This window comes from Roseomonas fluvialis, from assembly GCF_022846615.1.
GTDB lineage: Bacteria > Pseudomonadota > Alphaproteobacteria > Acetobacterales > Acetobacteraceae > Neoroseomonas > Neoroseomonas fluvialis.
Genome location: NZ_AP025637.1, coordinates 1,188,966 through 1,214,822, shown reverse-complemented (window position 1 = coordinate 1,214,822; position 25,857 = coordinate 1,188,966). Strand labels below are relative to the sequence as shown.

The window sequence follows — 25,857 nt, the reverse complement described above, 5'->3', positions numbered from 1 at the left end:
CGTCAGTTCGCCGTGGCGCCCGAGGCGCGGATGATCGGGATCCAGATGCGGAACTGGTCGTCCCAGAAGCGTTCGAGCTCCGCCGCACCGGCGCCGATCGGCTCGACGCCAAGTTCGACCAGCCGCGCGCGCGGGCCCGGCGCGGCGACCGCGTTGCGCAGCGCCCGTTCGAGCCGCGCCACGATGGGTGCCGGCGTGCCGGTCGCAACGAATACCGCGTGCCAGTTGTAGGTCTCGTAGCCCGGCAGGCCGGCTTCCTCGGCGGTCGGCACCTCGGGCAGCGCGGCGGAGCGCGTGCGGGTCGCCATGGCCAGGGCGCGCACGCGGCCCTCGCGCACCATCGCGACATAGGGCGGCAGCGTATCCACCATCACGTCGACCGTGCCGGCCATCAGGTCGGCCAGCGCCGGCCCCGATCCGCGGTAGGGCACGTGCACCATCTCGGCGCCGATCATGTTGGCCAGCATCTGGCCGGACAGGTGCACGATCGTCCCGGGGCCCGAGCTGGCATAGGTGATGCGACCGGGATTGGCGCGCACCAGCGCGACCAGTTCCGGCAGCGTGCGGGCCTGCACGCGCGGGTTCACCACGATGATGTTGGGCACCGTGCCGACCAGGCCCACCGGGGCGAAGGCGCGCCGCAGGTCGAAGGGCATGTTGGCATAGAGCCCGGCATTCATCACGCCTGAGGAGAGTGTGTGCAGCACGATGGTGTAGCCGTCCTGGGGTGCCTGCAGCACCGCCTGGGAGCCGATGACGCCGCCGCTGCCGCCGCGGTTCTCGACCACCACCGCCTGGCCGAGATCCTCGGCCATGCCCTGCGCGACGATGCGCCCGACCACGTCGGCCGCGCCCCCCGCGGCGAAGGGGATGATCATGCGCACGGGCCGGTCGGGATAGGCGGGCTGCGCCCAAGCCGGGGCGCCGGTGGCGAGCATGGCGAGGCAGATGAGCAGGCGGCGCATGGTTTCCCCCTAGAATTCCTTGGGCCGCACCATGGCCGAGCGCGGCGGGCCACGCCAGCCGGGCGCGGGATCCTCGTGACGGCGCGGCGCGGCGCCCTACATTCCCCACATGCCCGACTCCGCGATTCTCTGGTTCCGCCAGGACCTCCGCCTGGCCGACCACCCTGCCCTGATGGCCGTGGCCGAACGGCCGATCCTGCCGGTGTACATCCTCGAGGACGGGCCGTGGGCGCCGGGCGGGGCGGCCCGGTGGTGGCTGCATCATTCCCTGGCGGCGCTGGGGCGTGACCTGGCCGAACGCGGCGCGCCGCTGGTGCTGCTGCGCGGCGACCCGCGCCGGCTGCTGCCGGACCTCGCGGCCGCGGTCGGCGCGACCGAGATCCATGCCGGGCGGCGCACCGAACCGGCCGGGCGGCGCTGCGATGCCGAGACCCACGCCGCGCTGCAGGCCGCCGGTACGCGGCTGGTGCTGCACCGCACCGCGCTGCTGCACGAACCGCACCAGGTTCGCACCGGATCCGGCACGCCCTATGGCGTCTACACGCCGTTCTCGCGCAACGTCTTCGGGCTGCTGGAGGGCCTGGCGCCCGCGCTGCCCGCGCCCGCGCGTCTGTCCACCGCCCCGGGTGCGCCGGCCGGCCTCAGCCTCGACGAGCTGGCCTTGCTGCCACGGCTGCCGGAACCCGACTGGGCGGCGGGCTTCGCCGCGTATTGGCAGCCCGGCGAGGCTGGCGCGGCGGCTCGGCTGGCGGCCTTCCTGGAGCACGGGCTGGCCGGTTACGCGGACCGCCGGAACGATCCCGGCGCGGCCTGGGGGACCTCAGGCCTGTCGCCGCACCTGCACCTAGGGGAGATCTCGCCGCGCCAGGTCTGGCATGCGGCGCAGGCGCGCGGCGGCAAGGGGCTCGAGACCTTCCTCAAGGAATTGCTGTGGCGGGAATTCTCCCATCACCTGCTCTGGCACCGGCCCGAAATGCCCGAGGCGCCGCTGCGCGTCGAATTCGCCGCCTTTCCCTGGCAGCCGGATGCCGCGCTGCTGCGCGCCTGGCAGCGCGGGCGCACCGGCTACCCGATCATCGATGCCGGGATGCGGCAGCTCTGGCAGACCGGCTGGATGCACAACCGGGTGCGCATGATCACCGCGTCCTTCCTGGTGAAGCATTTGCTGCAGCCCTGGCAGCAGGGCGAGGCCTGGTTCTGGGACACGCTGGTCGATGCCGACCTCGCGGCGAACAGCGCGTCCTGGCAGTGGGTGGCGGGCTGCGGCGCGGATGCGGCGCCATATTTCCGCATCTTCAATCCGGTGCTGCAGGGGGAGAAGTTCGACCCGACCGGTGCCTATGTGCGGCGCTGGTGCCCGGAACTCGCGCCCCTGCCCGACCGCTTCATCCACAAGCCCCATGAGGCGCCCGAGATCGTGCTGCGCGGGGCGGGGCTGCAGCTTGGGCGGGACTATCCGGCGCCGGTGGTGGAACTGGCGGCCGGGCGCGCGCGGGCGCTGGCCGCCTTCGCCGCGCTGAAGGGCGACGCGGCGGCGTGATGCCCACGGTCGAGACCCTGCGCTCGGCAGGCTTCGCGGGCCTGCGCGTGGTGGGCGACGTGCATGGCGACAGCCGCGGCTTCGCGGCAGCAATCGCCGGGGCGGAGGCGGCGCGCCTGTTCGTCGTGCAACTCGGCGACCTGACCGACCACGGGCCGGACAGCCCCGCGGTGCTGCGCGCCACCTTCGCGCTGATCGACGCGGGCGCGGGGCTGTTCCTGCTGGGCAACCACGACCACAAGCTGCGCCGCGCGCTGGCGGGGGATGCGGTGCGGGTTGAGAAGGCAGGGCTCGGGCGCACCCTCGAACAGCTTGCGGCGGCGCCCGACGGTGCGGCGCTGCGCGAACGCGCGCTGGACGAGATCGCGCGCGCGCCGGCCTGGCTGTGCATCGGCCCCTGGGTCTTCGTGCATGCCGCCTTCCACGACGCGATGCTGCAGCACCCCTGCCCGCCGGACGCCGGCGCGCAGCGGGCGGAAGGCTTGGTCGGGCGCGCGATTTATGGCCAGGTGACGGGGCGGCTCGCCGCGGATGGCTTCCCGATCCGCCTGGTGGGCTGGGTGGACCGCATCCCGGCCGGGATCACGGTGATGGTGGGGCATGACAACCGTTCGCGCGACGGGCGGCCGGTGACGATGACGGGCGCGCGGGGCGGGCGGGCGGTGTTCCTGGATACCGGCGCGGGCAAGGGCGGCGCGCTGGCCTGGCAGGATCTGCGCTTCGACGCGCCGGGGCTTGAGGCAGCGCAAGGACCGCCGGACGCACCTGCGTCGTGATGGCCAAGCATGCCACAGGAGGAACGACCATGGACCAGGACAGGCCGGCTGAGGATGTGGTCGAGGGCGCGCGATCCATCGCCGACGCGGCGGCGGCGCTCGGCACGCCCACGCGCCGGGCGCATCGCCCCGCGCGCGACCCCGAGGCGGTGCGCCGCGCCTTCGAGACCGGCGCCTACCCCTATGCGACGCGGCTCACCGAAAAGGATTATGCCGCGCGCATCATGCCGCTGCAGGTCGAACTGCTGAAGGCGCAGAACTGGATCAAGACGGCGAACGAACGCGTCACCGTGTTGTTCGAAGGCCGCGACGCCGCCGGCAAGGGCGGCACCATCAAGCGCTTCATGGAGCACCTGAATCCGCGCGGCGCGCATATCGTCGCGCTGGAAAAGCCGACCGACCAGGAACGCTCGCAATGGTATTTCCAGCGCTACGTGCGCCATCTCCCGAGCGGCGGGGAGATCGTGTTCTTCGACCGGTCCTGGTACAACCGCGCGGGCGTGGAGCGCGTGATGGGCTTCTGCTCGGCCGCGGAATACCTGGAGTTCATGCGCCAGGCGCCAGAGCTGGAGCGCATGCTGGTGCGGTCAGGCCTGCGCCTGTTCAAGTACTGGTTCAGCGTGACGCGCGAGGAGCAGGCGCGCCGCTTCCAGTCGCGCGAGACCGACCCGCTGAAGCAGTGGAAGCTCAGCCCGATCGACAAGGCGAGCCTGGACAAATGGGGCGACTACACCGAGGCGAAGGAGGCGATGTTCTTCTATACCGACACCGCCGACGCGCCCTGGACCATCGTGAAGTCCGACGACAAGCGCCGCGCGCGGATCGAGGCGATGCGCCATTTCCTGTACAACCTGCCCTATGAGGGCAAGGACGAAGCCGTGGTCCACGAACCCGACCCGCTGATCGTGGGATCGACCGCGCATGTGATCAGCGCGAGCACGCATATCCTGGGCAAGACGCTGCATCCGGGGCAGCGGCGCGACGGGGCACGATAGGGCCGCCGCCGCTGGCGGTGGGTGCGGCGCTCTGGAGACAGGTCGCGCGCCTCCGCCAACCAGCAACCTTTCGGTCGCGGCGCGCCGGCCTCATCCCCAGAGCTTCGCGTTGCCCAGTTCGGCGGCGATGCGCTCGGCAGCGGCTTCGAGCAGCGCCTCGCCCTTCGCGGCCGTGGCGGCGCGTGCATCGCCGATCACGCCCGATGGCGTGATGTCCTTGAAGGACCGGCGGCGGATCATGGCCGCAGGCTGGCCCTCCGGGCGGGTCGAATGCGGGCCGTGGGCGTCGGGCAGTCGGTCGGTGCGCAGGGCCTCGGGCATCAGCGTCATCATCATCGAGGTCTCGGCCTCGCAGGCATGCAGCACGGTGGATTGGCGTTCCAGGATGGGGGCGAAGGCGTCGCCGGCCAGGTGCCAATAGGTTCCGGCGGCGACGGCGATGCCGAATTCCGCCTGGCATTCACCGCCGACAACGGCGACGGCCTCGGCATTGCCGCCATGGCCGTTGAGCAGCATGACGCGCTTGAAGCCGGCGCGCATGGCGGAACGCACCACGCCGCGCAGCACCGCCGAGAAGGCCTCGAAATCGAGCGTCACGGTGCCGCCGAAGGGGACGTGGTGTTCCGCGAGGCCGGTCCAGACGCAGGGCGTGACCACCACCGGGCGGCCGGCGTCGTGCAGGCGCCGCGCGACGCGCTGCGCGACCGCAGTAGCGCAGACGATGTCGACGCCGGTCGCGAGGTGCGGTCCGTGCTGTTCCAGCGAGGCGACCGGGACGATGACCAGCGCATCCGCCGCGGCGCGCGCGTTGAGCTCGGCGAAGGTGAGCTTCATCCATTCGATCTCGGTCTCGGCGGCCATGGCATCCTCCTGCGTCGGTGCGCGGGAGGATGGAACGCGGCGCTTCAGCCGTCGAGCGTGGCCAGGAAGCGCGCCGCCTCGGCGCGCAGGGCCGCGACCTTCTTCGGGTCCATCTTCGCCAGCGTCCGCAGCGGCATCGCCATCCGCGGGTTCTTCGTGAAGCGGTCGGCGTGGCGCGCGATGAAGTCCCAGTACAGGTAGTTGAACGGGCAAGCGCGCGGGCCGGCCGATTGCTTCACGTCATGCGTGCAGCTGCCGCAGTAGTCCGACATTCGGTTGATGTATGCACCCGATGCCGCATAGGGCTTGGACGCCATCACGCCACCATCGGCATGGATCGCCATGCCATGGGTGTTGGGCAGTTCCACCCAGTCGAAGGCATCGGCATAGACGGCGAGGTACCAGGCGTTGATCTCGGCCGGCGCGATGCCGGCGAGCAGCGCGAAGTTGCCCGTCACCATCAGCCGCTGGATGTGGTGGGCGTAGGCCAGGTCGCGGGTCTGCGCGACGGTCTGTTCGATGCAACGCATCGTTGTCGGGCCGCCCCAGTAGAAGCCCGGCAGCGGGCGATGCGCATCCAACGCGTTGCCCTCGGCATAGCCCGGCATAAGGTGCCAGTAGATGCCGCGCACGTATTCGCGCCAGCCGAGGATCTGGCGGATGAAGCCCTCGACGGCATTGAGCGGCGCGCGACCCTCGCGCCAAGCCTTTTCGGCCGCGCGGCAGGCCTCCATCGGGTCGAGCAGCCCAGCATTCAGGCTGGTCGAGACCAGTGCGTGGAACATGGTCGGCTGATCCGCGGCCATCGCGTCCTGGTAGTCGCCGAACAGCGCGAGGCGATCGGTGATGAAGGCGTCCAGCGCGGCGGTCGCGTCCTTGGCGGTGACCGGCCAGGCGAAGCCTTCGACATCGCCGAAATGTGCGCCGAAGCGGTGCGCGACCAGCGCCATCACCTCGCGCGTGATCGTGTCCGGCGGGAAGCGGCGTGGCGGCGGCGGCACCAGGCCCTTGGGCAGGGCGGAGCGGTTCTCGGCGTCGTAGTTCCACTGGCCGCCAGCGGGCTCGTCGCCTTCCATCAGCAGGCCGGTCTCGCGCCGCATCTCGCGGTAGAAAAATTCCATGCGGTACTGCTTGCGGCCAGCCGCCCAGGTGCGGAAGCGCGGCAGGGAACACAGGAAGCGGTCATCCTCTCGGATCTCGACCGGCACGCCGGTCGCGGCCTCCCAGCCCTGCATGTCCGTGAGCACGCGCCATTCGCCCGGGTGCGTTGCGACGATTTGTGCCGGGCGGTGTCGTGCGACGGCGCGGGCGACCTCACCGGCGAAGGACTGCGTGTTGTCCGGATCGTCCAGCGGCACATGATCCACCCGCACGCCGCGCGCCGCCAGCGCGCGCGCAAAGTGTCGCATCGCCGAGAGCACCAGCACGATCTTCTGCGGATGATGTGGGACATAGGTGCATTCGGCCTGCACCTCCATCATCAGTACCGTGTCGGTGGCGGGGTCTAGGTCGCGCAGCGCCGAGAGCCCGCGCGAGCACTGGTCGCCCAGCACCACCCTGAGTGTGCCGCCGCTCATGCCGGTTCGTAGGCGATGTCGGTGCCGTCCTCGCCGCGCGCGGTGAAGCCCACCCAGCGGCCGGCGGCGCTGTAGGTCACGGTTGCCGTCACCTCGCCGGTGCAGGCGTATTCGAAGCCGCCGCCGGGCAGACGGCGCGACTGCCAGGTCAGCGCCAGCGCACGCCCCGTGGTGGTGCCGAACAGCGGCACGCGCCCGGTCAGGCGCGGCATCACCCACCAGGATAGCGGTGCGGCGCTGGCGGGCAGGCGCTGCGGGCCCTCGGTGCCGTCCAGCAGCACGGCATTGCCCGAGGCCTCGCCACGGACCTCGACGATACGGCCGTTGCGGTTCAGGCGCGAGGTGACGCGACGGAAGTTGTCGCCGATCGTGGCTTCCTCGTAGCGGTGCTCGTACCGGTACACGACGACGCCCAGGACACGCGGGGTGATGGAAAGGTCTGATGTCGCGATGCGCTCCGCCCCGCGCTGGGCGAAGCGCACCGTATGCGTGCCGACCACGTCGCCCCGCCGCTTCACCCGGAAGGCGTAGTCCCCCTCGGCCGCCGCGGCCGGCAGCGCGAGGCCGACGGGCAGCAGCAAGGCGGCACGCCGGTGCATCAGCCGCGGGTGCGGACGGTGGACCGCCCGCCATCGACCGCCATCACCTGGCCGGTGATCCAGCCGGCTGCATCGGACAGCAGGAAATCCGCGAGCGCGGCGGAATCCTCGCCCTCGCCGAGGCGCGGGATGGGGTGCTGCTTGGCGATCGCCTCGGCCATCTGCGGGTTCCCGATCAGCGGCGCCGCCATGGCGCTGCGGGTGAGCGAGGGGGCGATGCAGTTCACCCGCACCGGCGCCAGTTCGGCGGCCAGTGCCACGGTCAGCCCCTCGACCGCCCCCTTGGCGGCGGCGATGGCGGTATGGTTGGGGAAGCCGGCGCGCGCGGCAATGGTCGAAAACAGCACGACAGACCCGCGCGCGGCGGCCAGCGCATCCTGCGCCGCCTGCACGGCCAGGGCGGCGCCCAGCGCGTTCAGACGGAAAGCATCGAGGAAATCGGCCTCGGTGGCCCGCTTCAGCGGCTTCAACGCGATCGACCCGACACAGTAGGCCAGGCCCGCGACCGACGGACCCGCCGCGGCGACGGCCGCGCGCAGCGCCGCGGGGTCCGTCGCATCCGCCGGGACCGCCAGGCTGCCCGGCAGGTCCGCCGCCAGCGCCGCCAGCCGGGCATGGTCGCGCGCCACCAGAACCAGCCGCGCCCCGCGCGCCGCGCAACGGCGCGCCAGCGCGGCGCCTACCGCGCCGGTGGCACCCACCACCAGGATCGTATCCGTCATGTCTTGGTCCGTCCGTCACAAGGGTTCGCCCCAGATGGGGCCGGACGGCGCAGGCGCGAGGGGCACCGGGCGGGCGCGACAGCGGCCGCGCGCCGTGGCAGGATGCGGTGCGATGCGGCAGCTTCTCCTCCTTCGGCATGCGAAATCATCCTGGGACGATCCCTCGCTCCCGGACCATGCGCGGCCCCTGAATGCCCGCGGGCGGCGCGCCGCGCAGGCCATGGCCGCGGCAATGAGCGACCTGGGGCTGGCGCCGGATGTCGTGCTGGTGAGTTCGGCGCGCCGCACGCTGCAGACGCTGGAGGCGATCGCCCCCTTCCCCGACAGCCCGCTGGTCGAACCCATGGACGACCTGTACCTGGCGCCCTGGCCGCGGCTGCTCGACCTGCTTCGCCGCGCGCCCGAGACGGCACGCAGCGTCATGCTGATCGGCCACAACCCCGGCCTGCAGGACCTGGCACTGGCGCTGGTCGGTGCCGCGGGCATGACCGGCGGCACGGCAGCCGCGGCGCGGCGTATCGCCGATGGCTTCCCGACCTGCGCCCTGGCCGAGTTCGGCATCGCCACCCCCTGGCACGACCTGGCGGAGGGCGGCGGACGGCTTGTCAGGTTCCTGGCCCCGGCGGACCTGCCGGAAATGGCCATCTGACCATGCCCGCCGCCGCAGCCCCGGCGAGCCGATCCCCGATCGCCGAGGCCGAGACCGAGACACCCGCGGTTACCCTGCCCGGCACGCCGGCGGCCCCCGCGACCGTGACACTGGAATTCTCGCTGCCCGAGGCCGCGGCCGGGCGGCTGGCGCGCCTTGCCTTCGTGCGCGCCCATCGCGGCGGTCGCACGCGCGGCACGGTGGCCGAGATCATCTGGTCCGACACGGCGGAGGGGCGGCTCGCCGAACAGGGGCTGATCCTGGAGGCGCCGCGGCGCGGGTTGCGCGTGCTGCGCCACCTGGTGCCCCTGCCCGGCGCCGCGTGGCACCCGGGCCAGCCGGTGGGTGCCGAACCGCTGCCCGAAGGCAGCGAAGCGCCCGAACTGGCCGATGACGCGCCGCTGGTCGCGGTGGCGGCCTTTACCGGCCGCCGACACAGCCTGAGCCTGACGCTGGCCGAGGGCGTCGTCGGCATCGAGATCCTGGCCGGGCGACTACGCAGCGTGGCCGCCGAACGCCCTGTCGCGCGCGTCGTGCTCTCCGGGCCGCTGCCGGCCGTGATCGCGGCGGCGCGCGGCCTCGCGGCCGAACTGCCGCTGGCCCCGCCGCTCACGACCATGGCGGAGGACGCCCGTGCGATGGCCGTCGGCGCGCGCGCCCGGCCGCATCGCCTGGGCCAGCCCGACACCGCGGCCGCGACCAGCGTCGAGGACGCCTTCCTGCGCGCCGTCGGCCACCTGCTCGAGGCACTGCATCAGCAGGCGGCCCGCATCCGCCACGATGGTGGGCCCGAGCCGGTACACCAGAGCCGCGTCGCGTTGCGCCGCCTGCGATCGGTGCTGCGGGTGTTCCGCAACGTCACAGACGACGCGGCGCTGCGCAGCCTGGATGCACGACTGCGCGAGGTGGTCGGCATCCTGGGCCCGGCGCGCGACTGGGATGTGTTCCTGGCGGGCATCGGGCAGGAGATCGGCGACGCCTTTCCCGACGATGCGCGCGTGGCGGGCCTGCTGCGGGCCGCGGCAGCACGTCGGACCGCCGCCTACGACGCCGCGCTGGCCTTGGTCGCGGCCCCCGGCTGGCGGCTGCTGCTGATCGATGCGCTGGGCGTGCTGCTCGGACGGCCCTGGCGCGTGGGCGCCGAGGCCGCGCGGATCGAAGCCTTGGAAATGCCCGCCCGCTCCTTCGGCCGCGCCGTGCTGGACCGGCGCTGGGCCAGGCTGCGCCGCGCGGGGGCCGATTTCGAGACCCGCTCCGCCGAGGAACTCCATGAGCTCCGGCTGGACGGCAAGCGCCTACGCTACGCGGCCGAGGTCTTTGCCCCGTTGTTCGACGCCAGACGCGCCAGCCGCTTCCTGCGGCGGCTGGCGAAGCTGCAGGACGGCCTCGGGATCGCCAACGATGCCGCGGTGGCGCGGAGCCTGGCGCAGGCGCTGGGCACGCCAGGTGCCGGACGCGCCTGGGCCGTGGGCGTGGTCGAGGGCTGGTGCGAGGCCCGGGTCCTGGAACACCGCGACGATGCGCTGCGGGCTTGGCGGCGCCTGGGCGGCAAGGATCGTTTTTGGACAGGCGATTAGGCGTAGTTCCTTAACCTTTTCGTCGATTGGGTGCGCCGCGACGTTTCGTCCCTGGCTGCTTCCGGCGGTTGCAGGCGGTTCAAGGTCGGTCTAACGATCCGCGCGTGTTGGAACGACGACGCATATTCAAGGGCCGCCGCGCCCGCCCGCGCTTCGGTGGAGCAGCGCTGCTGCTGTCCGCCGCCATCGCCACGCCCGTGGTGCTGGGCGTGGCTTTGCCATCGAACCTGTTCGGGTCCGCCCCGTCCGACCGCAGCTGGCGGGCCGAGGCGCAGGCCATCCGCATCGTCGACGGCGAGACGATCGGCCTGGGCGAACGGATCGTGCGGCTGGATGGCATTTCGGCGCCGGCCCGCGGCGAGGCGTGCCGGTCGGCGTCGGGCGAGGCCTTCGACTGCGGTGGCGCCGCGGCCGCGGCGCTGACCCGATTGGTGTCCGGGCGGCCCGTGGCCTGCCGTATCGTCGGTCAGGACAGCTTCGGCCGCGGTCTTGGTCAGTGCGACGCGGCTGGCGCGGACCTCAATCGCGCGCTGGTGGGCGGCGGCTTCGCGGTGGCCACGAGCAGCGCGCTGCGGGGCCAGGAAGCCATGGCGCGCCAGACGGCGCAGGGCCTTTGGGCGAATGCGGCAGGCGCGCCGCCTGCCTGGCGCAGCCGGAACTGACGCTGCGGACGGGGTTGCGGCGCGTGGTCGCCGCGCCACCGGCTTGTCGTTTGCCAAGCCCGCGGACAGCGCCTTATCGTGCACCGCACCATTCGGCCGGGCGGCGTGCGCCATGGCCGGGCCACTTGAGGAAGTTCCGCATGACCAGCAAGCCCGCAGGCGCCATCACTGTCACGATGGAGGGCTCCAACAAGAGCACGACGCTTCCGCTGCTGGGGGGAACCTTGGGGCCGCGCGTCGCCGACATCCGCAAGCTGTATGGCGAGCTCGGCATCTTCACCTTCGACCCCGGCTATGGCGCCACCGCATCCTGCGAGAGCACCATCACCTACATCGACGGCGACGAGGGCGTGCTGCTGTACCGCGGCTACCCGATCGAGCAGCTGGCGGAAAATTCGTCCTTCCTCGAGGTCTGCTACCTGCTGCTGAACGGCGACCTGCCGAATGCCGCGCAGTACGACGAGTTCCACAAGGGCGTCACCTACCACACCATGCTGCACGAGCAGCTGCGGCGCTTCTTCGAGGGCTTCCGCCGCGACGCCCACCCGATGGCGGTGATGTGCGGCGTGGTCGGCGCACTGGCCGCCTTCTACCACGACAACCTCGACATCAACGATCCGCGCGCGCGCGAGATCGCGGCGTTCCGGCTGATCGCGAAGGTGCCGACCATCGCGGCCTGGGCCTACAAGTATTCGATCGGCCAGCCGTTCATGTATCCGCGCAACGACCTGACCTACGCGGAAAACTTCCTGTACATGCTCAACGCCGTGCCGGCGGAGCCCTACGTCAGCAACCCGATCCTGGCGCGCGCCATGGACCGCATCCTGATCCTGCATGCGGACCACGAGCAGAACGCCTCGACCTCGACCGTGCGCCTGGCGGGGTCCACCGGCGCCAATCCCTTCGCCTGCATCGCCGCCGGCATCGCGGCCCTGTGGGGCCCGGCGCATGGTGGTGCGAACGAGGCGGTGCTGAAGATGCTCGCCGAGATCGGCAGCCCGGAGAACATCCCGCACTTCATCAGCGAGGTGAAGGACAAGAACTCCCACACCAAGCTCATGGGCTTCGGCCATCGGGTCTACAAGAACTTCGACCCACGCGCGAAGATCATGAAGGAGACCTGCCACGAGGTGCTGGCCGAGCTCGGCATCAAGAACGAGCCGCTGCTCGACATGGCGATCGAGATGGAGCGGATCGCGCTGACCGACGACTACTTCATCAGCCGCAAGCTGTACCCGAACGTGGACTTCTATTCGGGCATCATCCTGAAGGCGATGGGCATCCCCACGCACATGTTCACCGTGCTGTTCGCGGTGGCGCGCACCGTGGGCTGGGTCAGCCAGTGGAAGGAACTGATCGAGGATCCGTCGCAGCGCATCGGGCGGCCGCGCCAGATCTACACCGGTGCGGCGGCGCGCGATTTCGTGGCGATGGACAAGCGCGGGTGAGGCGCGCACCGGAGGGGCTCTGCCCCTCCGGACCACCCCGCCAAAGGCCTAAGGGCCCTTGGAACCCTTTAGATGGCCGGTTGGAGTAAGGGGCTTCACGCGCCATCGGCATTCGGCAGTCGCTCCGCGCCCCTTTCTCCAACCGGCCACTGAAGTGATGGTGTCCAGAGGCCTTTAGGCCTTTGGTGGGGAGAGGACGAGAGGGGCAAAGCCCCTCTCGCCGCACCTCACCCCCGCTTGTGGCACGCCACCCAATGCCCGGGCCGGGCCTCGCGGAATTCCGGCACTTTGGTGTCGCACAGGCCCTTCTCGGCGATCGGGCAGCGGGTGTGGAAGTGGCAGCCTGGCGGCGGGTTCATCGGGCTCGGCAGGTCGCCCTGCAGGCGGATGCGCTGGCGCTTCAACGTCGGGTCGGGGATGGGCACGGCCGAGAGCAGCGCCTCGGTATACGGATGCAGAGGCTCGGCATACAGGTCGCGGGCGGGCGCGAGCTCGACGATGCGGCCGAGATACATCACCGCCACGCGGTCCGAGATGTGCTCCACCACCGACAGGTCGTGCGCGATGAACAGGTAGGAGAGGCCGAACTTCTCCTGCAGGTCCTCGAGCAGGTTGATGACCTGCGCCTGGATCGAGACATCCAGCGCGCTGACCGGCTCGTCGCAGATGATCAGCTTGGGCGAGACCGCGAGCGCGCGCGCGATGCCGATGCGCTGGCGCTGCCCGCCCGAGAATTCATGCGGGAAGCGCGACATGTGGTCGGGACGCAGGCCCACGGTCTCCAGCAGGTCCGCGACCTTCGCCTCCCGTTCGCGGCGGTTGCGCGCGAGGTGATGGATCTCGAGCGCCTCCCCGATGATCGCCCCCACAGTCATGCGAGGGTTCAGCGAGGCGAAGGGGTCCTGGAAGATGATCTGCATGTCGCGGCGGATGGCCGCGAGGTCGCCGCCCGCCAGCGCGCGCACGTCGCGGCCCTCGAAGCGCACCTCGCCCGAGGTGGGTTCGATCAGGCGCAGGATGCAGCGCCCGGTGGTGGACTTGCCGCAGCCGGATTCGCCGACCAGGCCCAGCGTCTCGCTGGCGGCGAGGTCGAAGCCGACGCCGTCAACCGCGTGCACCTGGTCGACCACGCGGCGCAGGATGCCGCCACGCACGGGGAAGCGCTTGACCAGGTTGCGCACCGAGAGCAGCGGCTCGGCCATGCCAGTGTCCTTCGCGGCGCTCACAGGATGCAGGCCACCTTGTGGCCGGGGGCGACCTCGCGCAGCGGCGGCTCGGCCGCTGTGCAGGCGTCGGTGGCGAAGCGGCAGCGTGCGGCGAAGCGGCAGCCGGCCGGCGGGTTGAGCAACTGCGGCACGGTGCCGGGGATGGCTTCGAGCCGCCGGTGCTGCGTCGCCGCGAGATCGAGGCGCGGGATCGATCGGATCAGCCCCTGCGTGTAGGGGTGGCGCGGATTGCCGAACAGTTCGCGCACCGGCGCTTCTTCGACCACCTTGCCGGCGTACATGACGACCACGCGCTGCGCGACTTCGGCCACCACGCCCATGGCGTGGGTGATGAGCATCACCGCCATGCCGAGCCGGTCCTTCATCTCGGCCAGCAGGTCCAGGATCTGCGCCTGGATGGTCACGTCGAGCGCGGTGGTGGGCTCGTCCGCGATCAACAGTTGCGGGTTGCACGAAAGCGCCATGGCGATCATCACGCGCTGGCGCATGCCGCCGGAGAACTGATGCGGGTAGTCCGACGCGCGGCGCGATGCGTTGGGAATGTTGACGAGTGCAAGCATCTCCTTCGCGCGGTCGAAAGCGGCGCGGCGCGACAGCCCTTCCTGGTAGCGCACAACCTCGGCGATCTGGTCGCCCACGGTATAGACCGGGTTGAGCGAGGTCATGGGTTCCTGGAAGACGATCGCGATCTGCTTGGCGCGGATCGATCGCATCTCCTCGGGCTTGAGCGGCACGAGGTCGCGGCCCTGCCACAGGATCTGCCCGGCCACGATACGCCCGGGCGGCATGGCGATGAGCTTGAGAACCGTCATCGCCGTGACGGTCTTGCCGCAGCCGGATTCACCCACCACGCAGACCGTCTCACCACGATCGACGGAAATATCCACGCCGTCCACCGCGCGGACCATGCCGTCATCGGTCGAGAAATGGACCTTGAGGCCACGGATGGCGAGCAGCGGTTCGCTCACGAGGCGATCACCCGGCGCGGGTCGAAGGCGTCGCGCAGCCCATCGCCGATGAAGTTGATCGACAGCACGGTCAGGAAGATCATCGCCCCGGGAAAGATCGCCCAGTGCGGCGCGAAATCGAGGTTGTCCTTCGCGTCGAACAGCAGCCGCCCCCAGGTCGGCACGTCGGGCGGGAAGCCGAGGCCGAGGAAGGAGAGCGTGCTCTCGGCGATGATTGCGGCTGCGATGTCGATGGTGGCCGCGACGATCACGGGGCCCATGGCGTTGGGCAGGATGTGGCGCAGCACCAGGCGCAGGCGGGAGGCGCCCAGCGCGCGTGCGGCTTCGACGAATTCCTTTTCGCGGAGCGAGAAGAACTGCGCGCGCACAAGTCGCGCCACCTGCATCCAGTTGAAGCCACCGATGATGATCACGATCAGGATGAAGACGCCAAGTTCGGGCCCCACGACCTGGGTCAATGCATCGCGGAACAGGTAGATGATCAGGAGCAGCAGCGGCAACTGCGGCAGCGACAGGAACAGGTCGGTCAGCCACATCAACCCGGCATCGACGCGCCCGCCGGCCATGCCGGCCACGGCACCCACCAGCACGCCCACGAAGATCGCGACCATCATGGCCGCGAAGCCGACCGCGAGCGAGATGCGCCCGCCATAGAGCACGCGTGCGAGCATGTCCTGGCCGAGGTCGTCGGTGCCCATCGGGTGGTCCCAGGACGGTCCCTGCAGGCGCGCGGTGAAGTCGATCTCGTCGATCGGCACGCGCCATACGAAGGGCCCGACGAGAACGGCAAGCACCAGCGTGGCGAGGATGACCAGGCTGACTACCGCGAGGCGGTGCTTGCGGAAACGGCGCCACGCCTCCCGCCAGGGCCCGACGCGCGGCGCGGCCGCGGCGGAGGCGCTAGCGGTAGCTGATGCGGGGATCGAGCCAGCCATACAACACGTCCGCGATCAGGTTGAACAGGATGACCAGGCAGGCGAAGACGAAGGTGACGGCCATGATCACCGGCGTGTCGTTGGCCAGGATGGCGGTGATCAGCAGCGACCCGATGCCCGGGATGCGGAAGATCTGCTCGGTCACGATGGCGCCGCCGAAGACGATGGGCATCTGCAGCGCGACCAGCGTCACCACCGGGATCATCGCGTTGCGCACGACGTGCTTGAGGGTGACGGTGCTCTCCGGCAGGCCCTTGGCGCGCGCCGTGGTCACGTGGTCCAGGCGGATCACGTCGAGCACCGCCGATCGCACGAAGCGCACCAGCGCGGCCCCTTGGAACAACCCCAGCACCAGCACCGGCATGATGGATTGGCGGATGTGTTCCCACCACCACCGCCAGCCCGTCGCATCGATCTGCGCGCGATAGACGAAGGGCAGCCAGTCGAGCGTGATGGAGAACAGCAGGATCAGCAGCAGCCCGGTAAAGAAGGTGGGCAGCGAGAAGCCCACGAAGGCCAGTGTGTTCGCGATCTTGTCGAACAGCGAATAAGGGCGCGTCGCGGCGTACACACCCACCGGCAGCGCCACTGCCAGCGCGAGCAGCTGCGCCGCGCCGATCACGATGATCGTCGTCGGCAGGCGCTGCAGAATCAGCTGGTCGACGTTCACGCGGCTGACGAAGGAATAGCCCCATTCGCCCCGCAGCATCGCGAACAGCCAGTTCAGGTAGCGCTGGTGCACCGGGTCATCGAGGCCGAGGCTCGCGCGCAGATTCGCCCGCACATCCGGCGGAATGGCGGGGTTGGTCGCCAGCTCCTCGAACGGATCGCCTGGTGCCAGCGCCAGCACGGTGAACAGCACCACACTGATCCCGAGCAGGCTCGGGATCGCAATCAGCAGGCGCCGGATGAGGTACTGCGTCACGCGCGGCGCATCAGGTCTCGCGATACCAGTCGTTCAGGTACCACATGGTGAGATCCCAGGCGCTCAGCACATGGCGGAGGTTGTTGAGGCTGGCGCTGACCGTCGGCCGGCGCACCAGCGGGATGATGTGGTTCGACCCCACCACCAGGTCGTTCATGCGCACGAACATCGCGGCGCGCTTGATGGGGTCGAGTTCGCCCTGCGACTCGCGGAAGATGCGGTCGTATTCCTCGCTGCGCCAACGGACGATGTTGCGGCCCTGCCAGTTGTTCGCCTTGGTCGAGACCTCCCAGGAGACGTACTGGTTCATGAACCGCTCGGGGTCGGCCTGCGGCATGGTGGTCGTGTACATCTGCATGTCGGCGTAGAGCTTGGTGTAGGTGTCGGGGTTGGCGACATCCGACGAGAAGAACACCGAGGCCGTGACCGACTTCAGCTCGAGGTCGATGCCTGCGCGCTGCGCCGCCTGCTTGTAGATCGCCTGGGTGCGCTGGCGCGGCGCGTTCACCGAAGTCTGGTAGACGAAGCGCAGCCGCACGCCGTCCTTCGCACGGATGCCGTCGCGCGCGCGGACCCAGCCGGCGGCGTCCAGGATCTCGTTCGCCTTCTGGATGCTGAACTCGAAGCGCATGTTCTCCGAGCGGAAGCGCGGCGGGTTGTTCAGGAAGTTTGCCGTCGCCGGGCCACCGCGGCCGTAGATGAATTGCTCGAGCGCGTTGCGGTCGATCAGCAGCGCCATCGCCTGGCGCACCGCGGGGTCGCGGAAGGCCGGGTGCTGCGTGCTGATGTGGGACCGCTCGCCATCCACCTCGCGGTTCGGGTCGGTGGCGTTGAGCTGCACGAACTCGATGCCGCCGCCCTCGACGATGTTCACCTTGCCGCGGTTGGCGGCCTCGAGGCGCTTCAGGATCTCGTCCTCGACCTGCATGTTCCAGGCGTAGTCGTAGTCGCCCGTCTGCAGCACGGCGCGCGCGGCCGAGACCGCGTCGCCACCGCCCTTGATCTCGAGCGTGTCGAAATACGGGCGGTTGTCCATGTGATAGTTGGCGAAGTTTTCGGCCCGTAGCGTGTCGCCCGGCGCGAAGGAGACGAACTTGTAGGCGCTGGTGCCGACCGGGCGCAGGTTGGTGGGGGCGTCGCGCGCATTCGGCCCGGCGAAGTCCTTGAACAGGTGACGCGGGATGATCTGGCCTGTGCCGCCCACGAAGGCATCCGCCCAGAACGGCGTCGGCTGCTGGAACTCCACGCGCACCGTGTGGTCATCGACCTTCAAGACGTTGACGTCGCGATAGGAACCCGACGTCACGGCCGCGACACCCGGGCTGCGCGCATATTCCCAGTTGAACACCACGTCGTCGGCCGAGAAGTCCTGCCCGTCGTGCCACTTCACGCCGCGCTTCAGCTTCCAGGTGACGGAGCGCCCGTCCTCCGCCAGGCCGCCATTTTCGCGCGAGGGAATTTCAGCCGCGAGGATCGGTACCAGCGTCCCGTCGGAGGCCCAGCCGGCCAACGGTTCATAGAAGACGCGGCTCGAATCCTGGTTGGTGGTGCCGGAGGCGAAGTGAGGGTTCAGCAGCGTCGAAGCCTGCCAGTACAGCACCTTCAGCGCGCCGCCGCCGCCGCGCCGGGTCGGGCGGTAGGCGGGGACCGACTGCGCGCCCGCCGGCGCCGCGCCTGCGATCGCGAGGATCTGCGTGGCCATGGGCGCAGTCAGACCGACCGCGGCCAGCCGCCTCACGAAGCCGCGCCGTGACAGGCTGCCGTTCTTCACACGCCCGATAAGGCCGCGGAGATCGTCTTCGTTCATTCCCATCTGCTCCCAGTCGTCGCCTTGCGGCGTCTTTGCCTGACCCTGGGCCCAGGGTGCCGTGGAAACGGGGGGGAACGCCAGAGGCTTGTGCGCAACGGGAAGCCGACGTGGCCTGGACATGCCCGGGCTATGGTCGCTGAATGCCCGGAAACACAGCAGGAACGCCCGATGATCGACGCTGCCCTCACCTTCCACGATGCAACCCATCGATTCGCCGGCGGCACGGACACGCCGCGCGCCTATCTCGAGCGCTGCCTCGAGACCATGGCCGCGCGCGAACCGGTGGTGCGCGCCTGGGTGGTGACGAACGAGACCGCGGCGCGCGAGGCCGCGGATGCCAGCACGCAGCGCTGGCGCGACGGGCGCGCGCTGTCAGCGATCGATGGCATGCCGGTCGGCATCAAGGATCTGCTCGAGACGCGCGACATGCCCACGCAGATGGGCTGCCCCGCCTATCGCGGGAACTTCCCGCGGCGCGACAATGCCGCGGTGTGGGCGCTGCGCCAGGCGGGTGCGGTGGTGCTGGGCAAGACGGTCACCACCGAACTCGGCGGCGCGCATCCGGGGCCGACCACCAATCCCTTCGACCAGCGGCGCACGCCCGGCGGGTCGTCCTCGGGCTCGGCGGCGGCGGTGGGCGCGGGCATGGTGCCCGCCGCGCTCGGCACCCAGGTCGGCGGGTCGGTCATCCGCCCGGCCTCCTATTGCGGCAACGTCGCGCTGAAGCCGACCCAGGGCGGCCTCAACCGCGGCGAGCGCCAGGCGACCAGCATGAGCACCACCGGCGTCCATGCCGGCAGCATCGAGGACATGTGGCAGGTCGCGATCGAGATCGCGCGCCGCGCCGGCGGCGATCCGGGCCGCCCGGGCCTGGTCGGCCCGCCGACGCCACCACCCGCGCGCAGGCCCGCCGTGCTCGGCGTGATGGAGACCGAGGGCTGGGGCGCGCTCGACCCCGCCAGCAAGAGGGCCTTCGAGCAGGTCGTGGACAGGCTGCGCGCCGCCGGCGTCACGGTTCTGCGCCGCACCGACCATCCGATGCTCGACGCCTTCGAGGCCGCGCTGGTCGGCGTGCAGGCCATGACCAGCGCCATCACCGGCTGGGAGAACCACTGGCTGTTCCGCAACCTCGTCGCGCAAGACGAGAACGCGATCAGCGCGCGATCGCGCGCCGTGCTGGCCGCAGCCGAGCGCATGACGCCCGAGGACTACCGCCTTCGGCTGCTGCAACGCGAGGAAGTCCGCCGCCGCCACGCAGCGCTCGCGCCCGTGGTAGATGCGCTGATCGCGCCGGCCTCGCCGGGGCCGGCGCCGCTGTGGGCCGGCGACGTACCCGGCCAGACGCTGGTGCCCCGGCCGACTGGAGATGCGGTGTTCAACACACCGAGTTCGGGCATCGGCGCGCCGGCGGTCACCATCCCGCTGACCACGGTCGGCGGCATGCCGATGGGCATCCAGGTGATGGCGCAGGTGGAGATGGACGCGCAGGCCACCGCCATCGCCCGCTGGATGCTGGAGACCATCCCGCCGGTCGTCGCATGACGCCGCCGAGCGCCGGAGAGGTCCGCGCGCGGCTGGCCGAGATCCGCGCCGCGCGCGGCTTCGTGCTGCCGCATCACGGTGCGATGGCCGCGGCGCTACCGGACCTTCACGCGGCCTACGAGGCAATGTACCGCGCGCTGACCCTGGACGACCATCACCTGCCGCCCCATGCGAAGGAGGTGGTGTGGCTCGCGATCCTGGCCGCCTGCCGCGAACCGGTCGGCACGCACCACCTGCATCGCTTCCGGACGACCGGCGGGACCGAGGGCGAGGCCGCCACCGTATTCCGCCTGGCGGCGTGGGCGGGTGGAGCGGCGCGCTACGCGACGCTGGCGGCGAACTGGCAGGGGCAGTTGCGCGGGCTGGACCTCGCTGCCGAATACCGCGCCGGAGCAAGCGCGCTGATCGCCGGGTCGCCGATCGACGAAGCGACGGCACGGCTTGCGCTGGTAGCGGTTCAGACCGCCTGCGACGAACCCTGGGGCCTGGCGGCGGAGATCGAGGCTGCCTATGCCGCCGGCGTGCCGGAGACGCAGTTGGCTGAGGCGATGAGCCTTGCGATCTGGCCGCGCGGCGTGAATCCCTTCGTGCGCGCGACCGCGGTGTGGCTGCGCCTGATGCAGGACGGGCGCGTGACGCCTTCGGCCGCCTTCCGCGCCTGGGCCGAGACACCGGGCCAGGGCGCCTTCGTGGCGCCTACAGCGTCACCACCAGGTTGAGCGCGGTATCGACGACGGCCTCCGTGCGCGGGGGCAGCACAAGCGTGCTCTCGCGCTCCTCGATCAGCGCGGGGCCGGTGACGCGATCGCCTGGGCGCAGGCTGGCGCGGTCGATCACCGGCGTTTCGACGAAGCCACCCGCCTCGGCGAAGTAGGCTGGGCGGAGGCGCGGCGCGGCGCTGGCACCGGCTGGCGCCGGCGTGGCCGTCGCCACCACCGGCACGGGGCCGGCCATGATCACCTGCCAGGAGACGCACTCCACCGGGAGGGCGGATTCCGTGCGCCCGTATTGCTGCAAGTACTGGCGTTCGAAGGCGGCGCGCAGCGCGTCCCGATCCCCGGTGGCGATCGAGGCGGCGGGGAGTTCGGCCTCCACCTGGAAGCCCTGGCCCGCGTAGCGCATGGCACCGATCACGCGGCGCGTCGCCGCGGCCGCCGGTACGCCGGCCTCGGCCAGCATCGCGAGACCCTCGGCCTCCATCGCGCCGACCATGGCGTGCAGCCCATCGAAGTCGAGCGACGCCAGCGGCGCCACCCAACCGCGCACGAAGGCGAAGGAGATCGGCGATGCCAGGAAGCCGAAAGCAGAGGCGACACCCGCGCCGGCCGGCGCGACCAGCCGCGCGATGCCGAGCTTGCGGCAGACCTGCGCCGCATGGACTGGTCCCGCGCCGCCGATCGGCACCATGGTGAAGGCTTCGATCCGCCGCGCCTTCTCGAGCGCATGGATCGCCGCGGCCTGCGCCATGTTGCCATTGACCGTTTCGTGCAGCGCCCAGGCGGCTTCCACCACCGACAGGCCGAGCGGTGCGGCCAGGTGTTCGCGCAGCGCGCGCTCCGCCGCCGCGACATCGAGCCGCATGTCGCCACCGAGGAAGCTGCCCGCGCCAAGGTAGCCCAGCACCAGGTCCGCATCGGTCACGGTCGGGCGCGTACCGCCCAAGCCGTAGCAGGCCGGGCCAGGATCGGAGGACGCGCTCTCGGGCCCCACGCGGATCAGGCCGAGCCGATCGACCTGCGCGATGGAACCGCCGCCGGCGCCGATCTCGATCATCTCGATCACCGGCACCTTGAGCGGCAGGCCGCTGCCCTTGCGGAAGCGATCAACGCGCGCGACTTCGAAGTCGAGGCTGCGCAGCGGCTCGCCCGCTTCGATCAGCGCGGCCTTGGCGGTGGTGCCGCCCATGTCGAAGCACAGGATGTCAGACGCGCCGGCCGCCGCACCATACAGCGCGGTCGCGCGCACGCCGCCGGCCGGGCCCGATTGCACCAGGCGGATCGGGTGGCGGGCAGCGGTCTGTTCGCCAACCGTGCCGCCGTCCGAGAGCATCAGGTAGAGCGGTCCGGCAAGCCCAAGTTCCCGCAACCCGTCGCCGAGCTGGGTCAGGTATCGGCGGAACACCGGCAGGACATACGCGTTGCAGATCGTGGTGGAGGCGCGCTCGTATTCGCCGATCTCAGGCACCACGTCGGAGGAGAGGCACAGCGTCAGGCCTGGCGCTTCCTTGGCGATGATCTCCGCCATGCGGCGTTCATGCGCGGGGTTGCGGAAGGCGTGCAGGAAGCAGATCGCGACGGCCTGTGCGCCCTGCGCCGCCAGCTCGCGCGCGGCGGCGCGCGCGGCGGCCTCGTCGAGCGGCGTGTGGATGCCGCCATCAGGCAGGATGCGCTCGGGGATTTCGACGCGGCGGCGACGCGGTACCAGCGGCTCGGGCACGCGCATGAACAGGTCGTAGGTGTCGTGCCGCAGTTCCGTGCCGATCTCGATCACGTCGCGGAATCCGTCGGTGGTGATCAGGCCGGTAGGCACGCCGCGGCGTTCGATCAGCGCGTTGGCGACCAGCGTGGTGCCGTGGATGACGTGCTGGACTTCGACGGGGGTGATGCCGTGCGCGTCGAGAAGCTGGCGGATGCCGACGAGCACCGCCTGCTCCGGTGCGGCGGGCGTCGTCAGCACCTTGCCATTGCGCAGGTGTCCGTCGCGCGTGTCGAGCAGCACGAAGTCCGTGAAGGTGCCGCCGATGTCGACACCGATGCGAAAGGGTGCCGCGGTCATGCGCGGTAGACTGTCGCGTCGGTGACGTAGCCCTCGGCGATGTCGCGCGCGAGGGCGTCGGCGTCGCGTTCCGCGGGTGGGCCGAGGCCGCCTCCGCCGGGGGTCTCGAAGGTGATGCGGTCGCCGGGTGCGAGCGTGACGCGAGCCTTGGCCGCGACCGGCGTGCCGTTCAGCAGGTCACGACCGGCACGTCCGGCCAGGCCGCCGAGAATGCCACGGGGCGGGTGCTGCACGCGTTCGTGGCGATAGGTCACGGTGACGGGCTTCGGGCCGGTTGCCTCGAATGTCAGCCGCTGCGAGAGGCCCCCGCGCATCCGCCCTGCCCCACCCGAATCCGGGATCAGGCGCTTCTCGGTCAGCAGCATCGGCACGGCGTTCTCGAACTGTTCGACCGGTTGGGTCGCGACGTTGGAGGGGAAGGACAGGCAGGCGGGACCATCGCGCATGGGCAGCGCGCCGTGGCCGCCGTTCATGAAGAACATCCGGACGTAGCGGCGGCCATCAGCCTGTTCGCCGGTGAAGTAGCAGTTCCAGAGCGGGCTGCCGCATTCCGCGATGACGCGGTCTGGGATCAGCTTGCCGAGCGCGGCCAGCACCAGGATCGGCAGGTAGTGTCCGGTCAGGTGTCGCCCCCAGACCGGCGCGGGGCGGCGCGGGTTGACGATGCTGCCCTCGGGCGCAATCAACGAGATCGGGCGGAAGCAGCCGTCATTGTTCGGGGTCTCGGGATCGAAGGCGCATTTCACCGCGTAGTGCGAATAGGCGCGCGAGAAATTCAGCGGTGAGTTTACCGGTCGGGCGATCTGTGGATCGGTGCCGGTAAAATCGAGCGTCAGCGCGTCACCCTTTACCGCAAGGCGCAGACGGATCGTCACGGGATGCTCGAAACCGTCGGAGGTCACCTGGTCCGTCACCTCGCCGTCCGGCGCGGCGGCGATAGCCTGGCGCATGGAGCGTTCGGAGCGCGCGAAGATCTCGGCGGCGAGTGCGTCGATGTCAGCGATGCCCTCCTCGGCCACGATCCGGAACAGGCGTGACTCGGCCTGCTCGTACACAGCGAACAGCGCGCGGATGTCGCCCAGCGTCTCGTCGGGCTGGCGCAGGTTGGCTTCGAGGAAAGCGATGACGTCTTCGTTCTCGATGCCGCCCTTCAGGATGCGGGCGATCGGGATGGTAAGCCCCTCCTCCCAGGCATCGCGCGCGTCGACCGACGGCGCGCCGCCGATATCGGTCGAATGGAAGGTGCCGCCGATCCAGGCCGCGATACGTCCCTCGCGAAAGATCGGCCGGATGGTGGTGATGTCGTTCAGGTGCCCGGTGCCGAGGTAGCCGTCATTGCTGATCAGCACGTCGCCGGGGCGCAGGCTCTCGCGTGGAATACGCGCCAGCATGTGCCCGAGCGTGACCGGCATCGTGCCGACGAAGGACGGCACGGATCGTGAGGATTGCGCGAACTGTCGCCCCGCGCTGTCCATCAGCCCGATCGCCATATCCCAGTTGTCACGAACGACCGAGGAGAACGATGTGCGCACGAAATTCTGCGCCGCCTCGTCCATCAGCCCGGCAACGCGGCTCCAGGCGGAGCCCAGGCTCAGCGCGGTGAATCCTGCCATGTATCGTCCTTAGCCCCGCATCGCCTGGAGTTGCTGCATATACCCGGCGGGATCGACCTGCACATCGACCAGCGAGGGTCCGTCATGCGCGAAGGCAGCGTCGAGCGCGGCGGCCAAGGTCGTCTCGTCCGTCGCGCGGAAGCCGCGGGCGCCGAAGCCCTCGGCCACCATCGCGAAGTCGGTGCGGCCCCACCGCACGCCTTCGCTCGGCAATTGCCGCTGTTGCTGCTTCACGTCGATGAGCGACAAGGCGCCATCGTTGAATACGATCGTGACCAGGCGTGCGCCGTGATCGGCAGCGGTCGCCAACTCGGCCACGCACATCATCAGCCCGCCATCGCCGGTGAAGGCGACGGCGCCGCGCGACGGGTCGTGCAACGCGGCGGCGATGCCCGCAGGCAGAGCGAAGCCCATGGTCGCGAGGCCGTTCGAGATCAGCAGGTCGCGCGGGCGCGAACACGGCCAGAAGGCAGTGGCGGAGAACATGTGCGCGCCGGCGTCCACGCTCGCGCGCGGATCGCGCCCGGCCCGCGTCGCGGCCTCGGCAGCAAGCTGCACGATCCTTGGTGGTGCGACGCCACCACCGCCCGCGGGCCAGGCCAGGGCGTCGCGCATCGCCGCGCGATGGGCGCCGATCTCGGCCGTCGTCCATGCGGAGCGTTGCGCATCGGCGGCCAACACCGCGGCGATGGCATCGACCGGCCCGTAGGCGCCCACCGCGACCGGTGTGTAGTGCACCGGGAAGGATCGTGCAGCGATCTCGGCCACCGGCGCGGTGTAGCGCCAGGGCTGGAGGATGAACTCCACGGGGTCGGCGCCGACCAGCAGGATGAGGTCGGCGGCACCGACCACCTGCGCTTCCAGGGTACCGCCGGTGAAGATACCGGCGTGCTGCGGATGCGCATCGGGCAGCACGCCCTTGGCCTTGTAGGTCACCAGCACGGGGCAGCCCAGGGCCTCGGCCAAGGCGCGGGCACCGGGCGCGGCCTCTGTCGCCTCGAGTCCGAGCAGCATCACGGGGCGCCGGGACGCGGCGAGCCGGGCGCGCAGCGCCGCGATATCGGGCAGTGGTGGCGCCTTTGCCGCGCCATGCCCCGTCCGTCGCGCCGGGCGCTTGGCAGCCGCCGACGTCAGGTCGAGATGCACCGCTCCGCGCGGGTGCGCGCAAGCGGCATCGAGCAGGGCTTTAAGTTCACCGCCCGGATCGTCGCCCTCGCACCGCGCATGGGCCTTCACGTAGGCCGTGGTCGCAAGGCGCTGGTCGAACACCTGGTGCGTGATCCAACCCGTCTGCGACGGCGTGAACCCATCGCTCACCAGCAGCACCGGTGCGCGTTCAAGCGTCGCGCAGCTCACGCCGTTCAGCGCGTTCGACAGACCCGGACCCTTGGTGGTGAGCACCACGCCTGGCGCGCCGGAGAGCTCGGCATCGGCCGTGGCCATCATGGCTGCGCTGCCCTCGTGCCGGCAGAGCACGAAGTGCAGGCCGGCAGGCGCGGCCTCGCGGATCAGGTCAAGCGACGAACCGCCGCCCGGTACGCCCCAGATGCGCCGCGTGCCGCGTGTCGCGAGTGTCGCGACCAGCGCGGCCGCCGTGCTGGCGGGCGTTGGGATGGCTGGTGCATCGGCGCACAGGCTGGCTTCGCTCATGCCGCATCCTCGCGCGGATCGAACAGCGGGTGAAGACGCCGC

Annotated in this window: 22 protein-coding genes; 9 read left to right on the top strand and 13 right to left on the bottom strand. The window is 70.7% G+C overall.

From position 1 onward, the window contains the following. Positions 1-2 precede the first annotated feature (2 nt). A complete protein-coding gene (locus MWM08_RS05910) occupies positions 3-965 on the bottom strand; it encodes a Bug family tripartite tricarboxylate transporter substrate binding protein (protein ID WP_244458536.1) in 963 nt (320 codons plus the stop codon). A gap of 109 nt (positions 966-1,074) precedes the next feature. Here MWM08_RS05910 and MWM08_RS05905 point away from each other — a divergent pair, with 109 nt between their 5' ends. The 3 genes from MWM08_RS05905 to ppk2 are packed head-to-tail and all read left to right on the top strand — an operon-like array spanning position 1,075 to position 4,276. Further along, the gene (locus MWM08_RS05905) at positions 1,075-2,505 is read left to right on the top strand and encodes a cryptochrome/photolyase family protein (RefSeq protein ID WP_244458535.1); all 1,431 of its coding nucleotides are present in this window, start codon (positions 1,075-1,077) and stop codon (positions 2,503-2,505) included. Further along, positions 2,505-3,281: a metallophosphoesterase gene (locus MWM08_RS05900; protein ID WP_244458534.1), complete on the top strand. Its 777-nt coding sequence runs from the start codon at positions 2,505-2,507 to the stop codon at positions 3,279-3,281. The genes MWM08_RS05905 and MWM08_RS05900 overlap by 1 nt, the downstream gene beginning before the upstream one ends. Before the next feature lie 29 nt (positions 3,282-3,310). Beyond that, on the top strand, positions 3,311-4,276 hold the full coding sequence (ppk2, locus tag MWM08_RS05895; RefSeq protein WP_244458533.1) for a polyphosphate kinase 2: 966 nt from the start codon (positions 3,311-3,313) through the stop codon (positions 4,274-4,276). Between the two features lie 90 nt (positions 4,277-4,366). On the opposite strand, the gene MWM08_RS05890 is transcribed toward ppk2, so the two are convergent. The 4 genes from MWM08_RS05890 to MWM08_RS05875 are packed head-to-tail and all read right to left on the bottom strand — an operon-like array spanning position 4,367 to position 8,035. Continuing rightward, a complete protein-coding gene (locus MWM08_RS05890) occupies positions 4,367-5,137 on the bottom strand; it encodes a creatininase family protein (protein ID WP_244458532.1) in 771 nt (256 codons plus the stop codon). A 44-nt stretch (positions 5,138-5,181) separates the two neighbouring features. Next, on the bottom strand, positions 5,182-6,714 hold the full coding sequence (locus MWM08_RS05885; RefSeq protein ID WP_244458531.1) for a cryptochrome/photolyase family protein: 1,533 nt from the start codon (positions 6,712-6,714) through the stop codon (positions 5,182-5,184). After that, entirely contained in the window at positions 6,711-7,295 is a 585-nt protein-coding gene (locus MWM08_RS05880) for a DUF6134 family protein (protein WP_244458530.1), read from the bottom strand. Before MWM08_RS05880 ends, MWM08_RS05885 begins: the two co-directional genes overlap by 4 nt. Before the next feature lie 17 nt (positions 7,296-7,312). Beyond that, the gene (locus MWM08_RS05875; RefSeq protein WP_244458529.1) at positions 7,313-8,035 is read right to left on the bottom strand and encodes an SDR family NAD(P)-dependent oxidoreductase; all 723 of its coding nucleotides are present in this window, start codon (positions 8,033-8,035) and stop codon (positions 7,313-7,315) included. Here MWM08_RS05875 and MWM08_RS05870 point away from each other — a divergent pair. The 4 genes from MWM08_RS05870 (at position 8,034) to gltA (ending at position 12,371) form a co-directional block, all read left to right on the top strand. Then, entirely contained in the window at positions 8,034-8,684 is a 651-nt protein-coding gene (locus MWM08_RS05870; RefSeq protein ID WP_341482857.1) for a SixA phosphatase family protein, read from the top strand. The genes MWM08_RS05875 and MWM08_RS05870 overlap by 2 nt on opposite strands. 2 nt (positions 8,685-8,686) lie before the next feature. Further along, positions 8,687-10,261 (top strand): CYTH and CHAD domain-containing protein, encoded by a 1,575-nt coding sequence (locus MWM08_RS05865; RefSeq protein WP_244458527.1) that lies wholly within the window; start codon positions 8,687-8,689, stop codon positions 10,259-10,261. Between the two features lie 107 nt (positions 10,262-10,368). Then, positions 10,369-10,923 carry a thermonuclease family protein gene (locus MWM08_RS05860; RefSeq protein WP_244458526.1) on the top strand — a complete coding sequence of 185 codons (555 nt, stop codon included), beginning with the start codon at positions 10,369-10,371 and terminating at the stop codon, positions 10,921-10,923. Positions 10,924-11,099: 176 nt separating this feature from the next. Then, entirely contained in the window at positions 11,100-12,371 is a 1,272-nt protein-coding gene (gene gltA / locus MWM08_RS05855) for a citrate synthase (RefSeq protein ID WP_423816040.1), read from the top strand. A 227-nt stretch (positions 12,372-12,598) separates the two neighbouring features. Here gltA and MWM08_RS05850 read toward each other — a convergent pair whose 3' ends face one another. Genes MWM08_RS05850 through MWM08_RS05830 form a run of 5 tightly spaced genes read right to left on the bottom strand, consistent with a single transcriptional unit; the run spans position 12,599 to position 18,232 of the window. Then, positions 12,599-13,573, bottom strand: coding sequence for an ABC transporter ATP-binding protein (locus tag MWM08_RS05850; protein ID WP_244458524.1), 975 nt, complete (start codon positions 13,571-13,573; stop codon positions 12,599-12,601). A 20-nt stretch (positions 13,574-13,593) separates the two neighbouring features. Continuing rightward, the gene (locus MWM08_RS05845; RefSeq protein WP_423816015.1) at positions 13,594-14,565 is read right to left on the bottom strand and encodes an ABC transporter ATP-binding protein; all 972 of its coding nucleotides are present in this window, start codon (positions 14,563-14,565) and stop codon (positions 13,594-13,596) included. After that, positions 14,562-15,500: an ABC transporter permease gene (locus MWM08_RS05840; protein ID WP_244458523.1), complete on the bottom strand. Its 939-nt coding sequence runs from the start codon at positions 15,498-15,500 to the stop codon at positions 14,562-14,564. The genes MWM08_RS05845 and MWM08_RS05840 overlap by 4 nt, the downstream gene beginning before the upstream one ends. Next, positions 15,466-16,425 carry an ABC transporter permease gene (locus MWM08_RS05835; protein WP_244458522.1) on the bottom strand — a complete coding sequence of 320 codons (960 nt, stop codon included), beginning with the start codon at positions 16,423-16,425 and terminating at the stop codon, positions 15,466-15,468. Before MWM08_RS05835 ends, MWM08_RS05840 begins: the two co-directional genes overlap by 35 nt. A 10-nt stretch (positions 16,426-16,435) precedes the next feature. Beyond that, positions 16,436-18,232, bottom strand: a complete 1,797-nt coding sequence (locus MWM08_RS05830) for a peptide ABC transporter substrate-binding protein (protein WP_244458521.1) — start codon at positions 18,230-18,232, stop codon at positions 16,436-16,438. A 171-nt stretch (positions 18,233-18,403) separates the two neighbouring features. Between MWM08_RS05830 and MWM08_RS05825 the strand changes: the two genes are divergently transcribed. Together MWM08_RS05825 and MWM08_RS05820 are read left to right on the top strand one after the other, a co-directional pair. Then, the gene (locus MWM08_RS05825; RefSeq protein WP_244458520.1) at positions 18,404-19,777 is read left to right on the top strand and encodes an amidase; all 1,374 of its coding nucleotides are present in this window, start codon (positions 18,404-18,406) and stop codon (positions 19,775-19,777) included. Next, positions 19,774-20,496, top strand: a complete 723-nt coding sequence (locus MWM08_RS05820; protein WP_244458519.1) for a carboxymuconolactone decarboxylase family protein — start codon at positions 19,774-19,776, stop codon at positions 20,494-20,496. The genes MWM08_RS05825 and MWM08_RS05820 overlap by 4 nt, the downstream gene beginning before the upstream one ends. Here the strand turns inward: MWM08_RS05820 and MWM08_RS05815 are convergent. Genes MWM08_RS05815 through MWM08_RS05805 form a run of 3 tightly spaced genes read right to left on the bottom strand, consistent with a single transcriptional unit; the run spans position 20,474 to position 25,815 of the window. Next, positions 20,474-22,552, bottom strand: a complete 2,079-nt coding sequence (locus MWM08_RS05815) for a hydantoinase/oxoprolinase family protein (protein WP_244458518.1) — start codon at positions 22,550-22,552, stop codon at positions 20,474-20,476. The two genes, MWM08_RS05820 and MWM08_RS05815, sit on opposite strands and share 23 nt — an antisense overlap. After that, positions 22,549-24,165 carry a hydantoinase B/oxoprolinase family protein gene (locus MWM08_RS05810; protein WP_244458517.1) on the bottom strand — a complete coding sequence of 539 codons (1,617 nt, stop codon included), beginning with the start codon at positions 24,163-24,165 and terminating at the stop codon, positions 22,549-22,551. The genes MWM08_RS05815 and MWM08_RS05810 overlap by 4 nt, the downstream gene beginning before the upstream one ends. Before the next feature lie 9 nt (positions 24,166-24,174). Further along, positions 24,175-25,815: a thiamine pyrophosphate-binding protein gene (locus MWM08_RS05805; protein ID WP_244458516.1), complete on the bottom strand. Its 1,641-nt coding sequence runs from the start codon at positions 25,813-25,815 to the stop codon at positions 24,175-24,177. Between the last annotated feature and the right edge of the window lie 42 nt (positions 25,816-25,857).